Origin of the sequence: Hydrocoleum sp. CS-953, assembly GCF_002260545.1 — a bacterium.
Taxonomy (GTDB): domain Bacteria; phylum Cyanobacteriota; class Cyanobacteriia; order Cyanobacteriales; family Microcoleaceae; genus Trichodesmium.
In genome coordinates this window covers 1-10,014 of record NZ_LGSU01001327.1, presented here as the reverse complement: position 1 = coordinate 10,014, position 10,014 = coordinate 1, and the positions used below count along the sequence as shown (strand labels likewise).

Below are 10,014 nucleotides of genomic sequence, written 5' to 3'. Positions count from 1 at the left end.
TAATAGAAAAGTTGAATAATTCCTTGACTATACCTGAAAAATTTAGACTTTCATGGTATAAGTGTTTAGTTAAGAAAAATGATTAACTGGTAAAGTTGAAAATGAAAAGACGAATTTGGCTCTATATTTTCCTGTTTCTGTTAATACCAACTGTTGCTTTAGCATCAGAACCAGAAACAGCAAATAGTTTCATTACAAGCATAGATCAAACTTTTTCAGGTTTTGTAAATGTAATATTTAGCATTCTTTTCTTTAGTATAGCTGGTTTTCCTTTAATTGTTTTATGGTTAATTATTGGTGCAATTTTTTTTACTATTAGGATGCAATTTATCAATATTCGTGCTTTTAAACACGCTATTGATATCGTTAGAGGCAGATACGACGACCCTGATGATCAAGGAGAAATCTCCCACTTCCAAGCTTTGGCTGCAGCATTGTCAGGAACTGTAGGATTAGGCAATATTGCAGGTGTGGCTGTAGCTGTTAGTATAGGCGGACCTGGGGCTGCATTCTGGTTGACGATCGCTGGTTTTTTTGGGATGACCAGTAAATTTGTTGAATGTACCCTGGCTCAAAAATATCGCATTATTAAACCTGATGGTACTATTTCTGGTGGACCGATGCGCTACCTATCCGCAGGTTTAGCAGAAATGGGGCAGAGAACTTTAGGTAAAGTGCTGGCTGTAGTATTCTCTGTATTGTGTATTTCTGCTGCTTTCGGTGGCGCTAATATGTTCCAAGCAAATCAGTCTTATGGAGCTGTTTCTACTGTATTACCAGGTTTACCTAGTTGGGTTTATGGTTTGGTTCTGGTAGTTTTAGTCGGGTTGGTAATTATTGGTGGTATTCAGCGTATTGGTATGGTGGCAGGGACTCTTGTACCTTTGATGTGTTTAGTTTATGTTTTGGCTTCCCTATTTATTCTCCTGGCTAATATTACCGAAATTCCTGGGGCGATCGCTACTATTATTTCTGGTGCTTTTGCTCCCAAGGCAATTGAGGGGGGTGTTATTGGTGTAATTATTCAAGGGTTTCAACGTTCTGCTTTTTCTAATGAAGCTGGTGTGGGTTCGGCAGCGATCGCTCACTCTGCTGCCAGAACTGATGAACCTATTCGTGAGGGTTTGGTTGCACTGTTGGAGCCATTTATTGATACTATTGTTGTCTGCAATATGACTGCTTTGGTGATTGTTATTACTAAGGTATATAATGCTGATGAGTTTGCTGCTTTGCGGGAAGCGAAGAAAGGGGCGGAGTTAACTTCTGCTGCTTTTGGTACTGTTTTGACATGGTTTCCAATTTTATTAGCGATCGCTGTTTTCTGTTTTGCTTTTTCCACGATGATTTCTTGGAGTTACTACGGCGAACGTTGTTGGGATTATTTGTCTGGTGGTAAGGGGTTAATTATTTACAAAATCTTGTTTTTGGTTGCTGCTTTTGTCGGTTCGGTATCTAACCCATCTTCTGTAATTAATTTTAGTGATGCTACTTTACTGTCAATGGCTTTTCCTAATATTTTGGGAGGTTATTTTTTGTGTGGTCAAGTAGCAAAGGATTTGCAAAATTATATGAGTCGTCTCGGAAAAGGAGAGTTTGTAGAAGTGGAGTGAGTTGGATAAAATACCCCTATCCAATTTTCTCAACTTCAGTCTTCCTTCTTCCTTCTTCCTTCTTCCTTCTTCCTTCTTACTTCTTCCTTCTTCCTTCTTCCTTCTTCCTTCTTCCTTTTTATCTTTTCCTTGATGGGTTTAATATCCCACCTTCACTCGTAGTATCTACAAATAGTTGGAGTTTGTAGAAGTAGAGCGAGTTGGATAAAATACCCCTATCCAATTTTCTCAACTTCAGTCTTCCTTCTTCCTTCTTCCTTCTTCCTTCTTACTTCTTCCTTCTTCCACTATCAAAAAAGCAATGAGTATATTTCCTAAAAACTCCGTACTTGTGCCCATAGATTTTTCCGATGAATCTATTGAGGCAATTAATGTGGCTCTAGAATTTGTTGCAGATACCTCTCATTTATGGGTGCTTCATGTCTTGCCCCATCTTAATCCTGTTGAACCAGGAGTAAGGTGGCATACTGTTGATGACCAGAGTCGTAAACAGCAGGTGGAAAAGGCGTTTCACGAAAAATTTTCAGCAAAGGAATATGAGGGTATTAATTTCAGTGTGGTGATCGGAAATCCCGCTCCAGAAATATTGGACTATGCTCAGGAAAAAAAAGTGGAGTTGATTATAATCCCTTCCCATGGACATACTGGTATTAGTCGATTTTTATTGGGATCTGTTGCTGAACGGGTTGTCAGGTATTCCCATTGTCCTGTTTTAGTCCTGCGCAAGTGAGCTTATTACATCAGAGTCAAAAACTAGATTTTTCCTCATAGAAGTAAAAATCTAGTTGTTTTGAATCTTAACCTACTCTTTATTAACTTTAGTTAAGAGGACTATCCTGAATGATTAGTCGGGATCATACAATAATATATAGAACTACCTTCCACTAGATAGAGGAGTAGGAAATATGTTAAGAACTCCTACATTTGGGGTCAATCAATACCACACACTCATTCAATATATTAGACAAACTATTCTCCATTGGCTGAAAATTTTTTGGAAATTTAGTTTGTTTTATGGTGAGTATATTGCTAATCCACCTTGGCAAAAAACTGAAAAAAGGACATTATAGAAGTTAGTCAACCTCTGTTAACGACTGCTTGAATACTTTAGAAAACTGTTTTTTTCTAGACCATGATATTTCTATGGGGAACAGTCAGAACAGAAAGTGTTCCAAATTTGCAGATCGGGTAACTTCCAAGTTAAGCTTAAGGTTAGCCAAGGGGTAAAAACAGAATCTGAAACATTACCTAAATCACTTAAAGATATTTTTTTCAGGCGTTGTATATTTGTGGGATAAATTGTAGATTTAGAGAAAGAGAAAGTAGAGGAAGAAAAAGAAGGAATTTAGCTGTTCCGTAAAGATTCATCCTTTGATTTAGCAACGCCTTTTTTCAAAGTTTCTCATACATAGTAGCAAGAATGATGTTAATATCAGATCACCTAGGTGGAATTCCCACCGATTTTAATTCTATGGGCAATATCAGACAGGAATCATTCTTGTCCTACTAAGTATCATTATGATTTGTGACGATTAAACAAAACCTAGCTAGATATATAAAACACAGGGCGGTAAAGCATTCCGTTCCTAAAGCCAGCTCTTGTCCAATAGGATACAGGTACTAGAAAAGTAGAAGCCAAAGACATACTGTAAAGTTGGCGTAGGAGTATTATATATAAGCTTATGAAAATTACCAGAAGCAATTTATTTAGGTTGTTGCTCCTGGTATGACATTTATGACTTTGAATAACTGTGAGGTGAAAAACTATGATTTTTCTTAGTTTCTTCAACCTCATCAGCACTAAAGCTAAATTTTTATCTTTAAAAACCTAAAGCTGCTCTGGTACGAGGTCCAACAATGCCATCTGGTCTTAAGCCAACATCACGTTGGAATGCTCGAACTGCATACTTAGTTTTATGGCCAAAATAACCAGTGGCACGGTGATGATGGAAATAGCCCATAACTCCTAGTTGGTGTTGTAACCTAGCAACTCTGTGTCCACGGCTACCATAGTGAAGATAATATCCATGACGACGGTAACGACGATGACCATGGTAAGCAGCATGGCGATAGCGAGGACGATGATGTCGCTTACCGTGGGACTTATAGCCATGACCATAACCACGACAAGGGTTATAACAAGCAGCAGCGGAATCAGCAGTTGTGCTGAGGGCACCTAGAATAGTAGCGACTGATAGAAGACCCATCATACCTAAGCTAGAGAACTTTTTCCAGTTCACTCCTTCAAAGGTTGGTTCAACTGTAGAACTTTCTTCTGTGGTAGCTAGATGAGAATATGCTAATGTTTCCATAACTCCTCGGATGAGTAATATTTGACATTTTTTTTGTGAGTGCCTACCCACTTGGCTTATAGCATTCTGGGTATCTTTTGCAGTGCGACACTCAAAAAAAGTAGATTTTATTCTTGGTAATGCCGTGAAGTAAACTACTCCAACGGATTTAGTTAAATTTAGAATATTAACTAAGGAAATCCTATGATTTCCCTAGTTGCATTACTAGGCTACCATGTTAGGTAGATTGTTTATGCAGAATATTCAAAAAAATTATCAAAGTCCACAATTACTTTACTATTTATGGACTTTGAGGCTATCAAAAGCTTAGTAACAGCCGCAGCCACCACCGTAGCCACCACAGCCACCACCGTAGCCACCACCGTAGCCACCATAACCACCGTAGCGACCGTAGCGCCCATAGCCACTAGAGCGACCATAGGAACGGTTGTAGGAGCTACTAACAACTTTTTTATAGTAGTGACCAGAGCTACGACCATAGCTACGAGAACCACCATAACTACCATAGCCACCATAGCGACCATAGCTACCATAGCCATAACCACCATAAGCAGAAGCAGAATCAGCAGTGAAGCTCATTGCTCCAGCTAAAGTAGCGGCAGATAGTAAACCCATTGCACCAGCGGTAGATAGCTTTTTGAAATCTACACAAACAGTATACTCTTTATGATCAGAGTCTTCTGCACTGCAGGCTAAATGGGAAAATGCTAATGTTTCCATAAATTCCTCTGTTTAATCAAATTAAATGAACTACTTAAAAACAGGATTTTACCTGATTAATAAATATTACATCCCAATTTTTAAAGATACCTCTGAAGCGGGACTTTAAAGTAGATGTAAATATTGATTTTTGGGGTTTAGGTAGATGTACTCCCAGCCTATGCCAACAATCTAACAAATTAAGTATGAAATTGGCATATACAGAATATCACAGAAATTATATAACTCAAGTAAAACTGCCAAATAAAATTGAGCTGGCCTGTAATGCGGAGGATGGACGATTAGACGCCACCACACTTTCCTACAACTTGACGTTAAAATTGTTCTATCATTTTAAATCACTAAAAGCAAGTTTTTTTATATTTAATATAGAAATTTTATATTTTGAAACATCAAATTAACTTTGGCATATTAAAATCAAGCTCCAATTATTGGCAGCTTTTACCTTATATATATAAATATTGGCCAACAATTGTCAAGGCATTGGCCTGTACATTAATCTTTACTATTTTCTGGCCTATTTTAGCTTGGCTAATGGGTGAAATGGCAGGTTATATCGGCAGGGGAGATGTGGGGGCGATCGCTCAACTTGCTGGTCTAGCAGCTATCATTTTTCTCATTAAGGGTACTGTGCAGTATGGTCAAGATACTCTCATGGCAAAAGCGGCTTTAAGTATTGCTTTAGATTTGCGTAAACAAGTTTATTCTCACCTACAAAGACTTAATATTAGTTACTTTGAAAACTCAAAAACTGGAGACCTTTCTTATCGAATTACGGAAGATATTGACCGGACGGGAGAGGTTATTAATAAGTTTTTTCACCAATTTGTTCCTTGCATTTTACAGTTAATTGTTGTGCTAGGGTACATGGTTTATCTGAATTGGCAGTTAACTTTGGCAACTTTAATTATTGCTCCTTTGATGGCATTGTTAATAGGTTGGTTTGGAGAGAAGTTACTTTCTTTTTCCCACAAAAGTCAAAATCACATTTCTAATTTATCGGCTTTAATAACAGAGGTATTTAGTGGTATTAGAGTGGTTCAAGCTTTTGCTGCTGAGGAGTATCAAATTGCTCAGTTTTCTGTGGAAGCTGAACAAAACCGACAAGCAAAATATATGGCAGAAAAGGTTAAAGCTCTTCAGTTTGTAGTGGTAGGTTTTTTGGAAGCAATGAGTGTGGTTTTTTTGTTTTTTTTGGGAGGGTGGCAAATATCTCAAGGAAATCTGACTGGGGAGGGTTTTATTAGTTATGTAACGGGTGTTGCTTTGTTAATCGATCCGATTTCTTTGACAACAAGTAATTATAGTGATTTTAAACAAGGTGAAGCTTCTTGTGACAGGATTTTTGAATTGTTAAAAATTGAACCGAAAGTTATAGAAAAACCAGACGCGATATCTCTTCCTGCCATAATGGGAAAAGTCGAGTATAAGAATGTTTGTTTTTCTTATAATCCTGAAAAGCAGGTTTTAAAAAATATGAATTTGTTGGTAAATTCAGGAGAAATAATTGCTTTGGTGGGTGCTTCTGGAGCGGGAAAAACTACACTTGTAAATTTGCTTCCTAGATTTTATGATGTTCAGTCTGGGGAAATATTAATTGATGATATTAATATTCAAGATACGACTCTTAAAAGTCTGAGAAGACAAATTGGAATTGTGCCTCAAGAGGTGACATTATTTTCGGGAAAAGTTTCACAAAATATTGCTTTTGGGCAACTAGATTATAATATTGATGCTGTGGAAGAAGCAGCTAAAGTTGCTAATGCTCATCAGTTTATTAGTAAGTTGCCGAAAGGTTATCAAACTTGGGTAGGAGAAAGGGGAGTTAATTTATCTGGAGGCCAAAGACAAAGAATAGCGATCGCTCGTGCAGTATTAGAAAATCCAAGGATATTAATATTAGATGAAGCTACTTCTTCTCTTGATTCTGAATCTGAATATTTAGTACAAGAAGCTTTGGAAAGATTGATGAAGGGGAGGACAGTATTTATTATTGCACATAGGTTGGCAACTGTGCGACGTGCTAATCGAATTTTGGTTATGGAAAATGGTGAAATTTTAGAATCAGGTACCCACGCAGAATTATTAGAAAAAGGTGAACTTTACACTCGTTTTTATCAAAAGCAGTTTAATTAATATCTTTTATCTCTTCAGCAATTAACAATTATAGTCATTACTACTGTAGGGGAGAATTCGCCCCTACCACCAAAATATTACAACTAAAGTAGGATTGCTATATATACTTATATTTTTCAGTAAACAATATTTGCAACTCCCAAATATTCTCTACTTCAGCAGGGGGATAAAAAACTACTCGCTTGTTTTAATAAATGTAAACAAATGAACTTCTTTGGTGGCAGTTTTAATCTACTTGCGTTAAAGTTAAGTTGTAGCTTAAGAGTAAGTATTAGGTTGATACCTTTTGCTTTGAAGTTTAAATTTAAAGCTAATAAAACTTAATACTCAGTAATAGACGAAGTAATCTGAGTAGGTCAATTTATTTGGGAAAAATTTGTGGGTTTATCCCCTTATTTTCAAGGTAGTAGTCAAGCTAAACTATAGAAATATTGCAAGGTATTAGGCAAATAGTTTAAGTTGGCAGCTAAATTTAACTCTCAACTAAAACAAGCTATGGCAGAAATGGGTGAGTATTTTATTCTATGCTCAGATTCTACAATAACTGTAAAAAAAGTAAATCTGCGAAAAAAAGGATTTCCTAAGTTTTAAGTGTAATTCTTCGTCTGTGGAATATTAAACCTCTGAAAGTTTTTATTCAGATGATAGAAAATCTATAACCTTCACAGATAAATTAGGAATAGGAAATCTCAAGCTTATAGATATTTGGGATTGGCATCTATAATGAAATAGAACAAATTAAGCAAGTAGATTTAATTTCTAAAACTTACGGTTAAGCTAAGACACATTTTAAATGCATCTTAGCAAGTCAGAGGTAATAAAGATTTTCTTTTTAACGAAGCACACAACAATAAGTCGTTTAAATGCAAAAGAGTTTATTATTTTCAGTTATTAATCCAGGCTAATATTTAGGAGGGAAATCAAACTACTCAGATATCAATTGGATTAGATTGAGTATGAAATTGTTTGAGCGCTGATAGTTATGAAAATGTAGTCAAATCAGCCAAGTTTTAGCGAAAATTTTCAAAGTTTTTCAAGTAAATTAATAGGGAAAAATTGAGGAAATAGAGAAATCATAACCACTGTATAAAGGGAGAAAAAATCTTAGGAAGCTCTACCAAAAAATAACAGATTAAAATTAGAAGTATCTCAGAAGGAGAAAACTACTATGATGGAAATTATACCTCTAGCAAATCAGAACATCATTGGTCTTAGTATTGATGGGAAAATTGAAACAAGCGACATTGAAAAAATGAAAACTTTAGTTGAGGAAAGATTAAAATCTCAACCTAAATTACGAGTTTATGTTGAAGTTAAAAAGTTTCAAGGAATATCTATGGCAGGTTTATGGGAAGACTTAAAATTTGCTTTCCCACATCTGAAATATTTTGAGAAAAAAGCAGTTGTATCTGACCAAGTTTGGGCACATAAGTTGGCTGGTGTTAGTAATAAAATTTTTAGCAATATTGCCAAGATAGAGATCAAATGTTTTTATTGGTCAGAAAAAGACCAGGCTTTAGAATGGATAATAAGTAGTAATACACAATTAATTCCACAAAGTTAAACCTGAAACTTTTATCCTATCTAGATAATAATTTGTCACTAAATCAACTGAAAAATCATGCAAAATTGAGTCAAATATAGGAAGAGACTGATTTGAAAACCAAAAAAAATTACACTAAAAGCTGAGTTAGGGATTTAATAATTTTAATCCTTTATTTAGGGCTTGCTGATTAAATCTCAAAGCATTTACAGATAAAGGTAAGTGCCTTTTTAGGTCTGAAATACCTTGGTTTTCAGCTCTTTATGCACGGTTCCCGAAAAATCAAAAAGTTAGCATTTTGGGCGCATAGTTGAGGCCAAAAATTACTCCCGTACGGACGTTGCATGCAACGTCCCTACCTACTCCCCCGCTCCCCTACTCCTTAAAAAAGACTTTTTCAGCAAACCCTATTTATAGGTGGAATATTAAGGGTTAAAGTTTTCCATAGCTCAGTTCATCACTCTATTTACTTAAACCTAATTTAAAAGGTTAAAAATAGCTAATCGCTTGACAGTTATACCAGTAAAAAAAAGACTTTTATCTTAAATTTTTTTAGTATTTAAGGGGAGGTGCTAGTTTGGCAATACGGGATAATTAGAGAGCGAAAGTTTTCCCTATTTCCTACTTTTTACCTCCAGTCACTTTACCGAATAATTAATAATTATTAATTAAATCATTTAGGTTAAAAGCCTCCCCTTGAAAGGGGAAAAAATAATTTTTTTTCCTTATTGGTCAATCCTCTCCCTAAAAGGGAGAGGTAATTATCCATTATCCATTATCCATTATCCATTATCCATTATCCATTAATGAACTATCTTGTTTGAATTTAGTATTAGGTAATATTGTTTTCAGCTTTTTAGTAAGCATTCAACTTTTAGCTTTGAAAAAAGAGAATAGAGATAACTTTAGATAGGGATTTATATTCTCATAATTATTGCTCAATATAAGTGCCTAGGCAAAATTAATTACCTAATTTTCTTCCCTTTGATTTTTACAGTATAGGGTGTTGAGTATCTAGAGTATCTGTAATTAATTTTGCATAATTTACTTAGCTAATTGCTGATAACGCAGTTCCTGTATAATACCATTTCTCAAAAAAAATACTATATTATGATTGCGTGGGGAAGTGTGGGTAGGGACGTTGCATACAACGTCTGTACGGGAGAGGTTAAAAGTAGGAAAAAACAATACTAACCGACTAATAATTGTCAAAAATAGACTTTTAATCTTGGTAACTATTTGACTTCTGAAGTCAAGCTGAAGTACAGCATTACTTTTGGTAATTGCTATAAGAGTCTAGCAAACTGCTAATACCAATTTGAAAAAAGAATGTTACGAATAATAAGGGCAAGAAAAAGACTTTACAGGAGATGTCCATTTGACTAATAAGATCGAATATGAACTAATCAATGGCATCAAAGCTATTCCCATACGACTCCTGACTCCTGACTCCTGACTCCTAAAAAATTACCTGCCTATCTGTAGTAAAAATTTATCAAAATGGTATAAATACTTAAGCTTTTTGCCATATTTTAGTTAATATTAGGGCTTTGAATATAGTCTGAAAACTTAAATAAAACTCTAACCTTAATAGCAAGTTTGAAATTAAAATTTTGCAGAAAATTATTAATTCATCTCTTGGCAATTATTAGATATGAAGTATTCAAGAGAACCTGCAAGAGTTGAACTATTA

7 protein-coding genes are annotated in these 10,014 nt (G+C 35.3%); 5 read left to right on the top strand and 2 right to left on the bottom strand.

Annotated features, from left to right (window positions below):
• Positions 1 to 101 precede the first annotated feature (101 nt).
• From AFK68_RS24565 to AFK68_RS37295, 3 genes are all read left to right on the top strand, one after another.
• Entirely contained in the window at positions 102 to 1,610 is a 1,509-nt protein-coding gene (locus AFK68_RS24565; protein WP_210407602.1) for a sodium:alanine symporter family protein, read from the top strand.
• Between the two features lie 301 nt (positions 1,611 to 1,911).
• A complete protein-coding gene (locus AFK68_RS24560; protein WP_094675867.1) occupies positions 1,912 to 2,340 on the top strand; it encodes a universal stress protein in 429 nt (142 codons plus the stop codon).
• Between the two features lie 175 nt (positions 2,341 to 2,515).
• On the top strand, positions 2,516 to 2,680 hold the full coding sequence (locus tag AFK68_RS37295; RefSeq protein ID WP_168186638.1) for a hypothetical protein: 165 nt from the start codon (positions 2,516 to 2,518) through the stop codon (positions 2,678 to 2,680).
• A 750-nt stretch (positions 2,681 to 3,430) separates the two neighbouring features.
• On the opposite strand, the gene AFK68_RS24555 is transcribed toward AFK68_RS37295, so the two are convergent.
• Positions 3,431 to 3,922, bottom strand: a complete 492-nt coding sequence (locus tag AFK68_RS24555; protein WP_094675865.1) for a peptidoglycan-binding protein — start codon at positions 3,920 to 3,922, stop codon at positions 3,431 to 3,433.
• Between the two features lie 306 nt (positions 3,923 to 4,228).
• Positions 4,229 to 4,642: a hypothetical protein gene (locus tag AFK68_RS24550; protein ID WP_210407601.1), complete on the bottom strand. Its 414-nt coding sequence runs from the start codon at positions 4,640 to 4,642 to the stop codon at positions 4,229 to 4,231.
• Positions 4,643 to 5,026: 384 nt separating this feature from the next.
• On the opposite strand from AFK68_RS24550, the gene AFK68_RS24540 reads away from it, so the two are divergent.
• Both AFK68_RS24540 and AFK68_RS24535 read left to right on the top strand, forming a co-directional pair.
• Positions 5,027 to 6,778 carry an ABC transporter ATP-binding protein gene (locus AFK68_RS24540; RefSeq protein ID WP_256386645.1) on the top strand — a complete coding sequence of 584 codons (1,752 nt, stop codon included), beginning with the start codon at positions 5,027 to 5,029 and terminating at the stop codon, positions 6,776 to 6,778.
• Between the two features lie 1,168 nt (positions 6,779 to 7,946).
• Entirely contained in the window at positions 7,947 to 8,342 is a 396-nt protein-coding gene (locus AFK68_RS24535; RefSeq protein ID WP_094675861.1) for an STAS/SEC14 domain-containing protein, read from the top strand.
• Positions 8,343 to 10,014 lie beyond the last annotated feature (1,672 nt).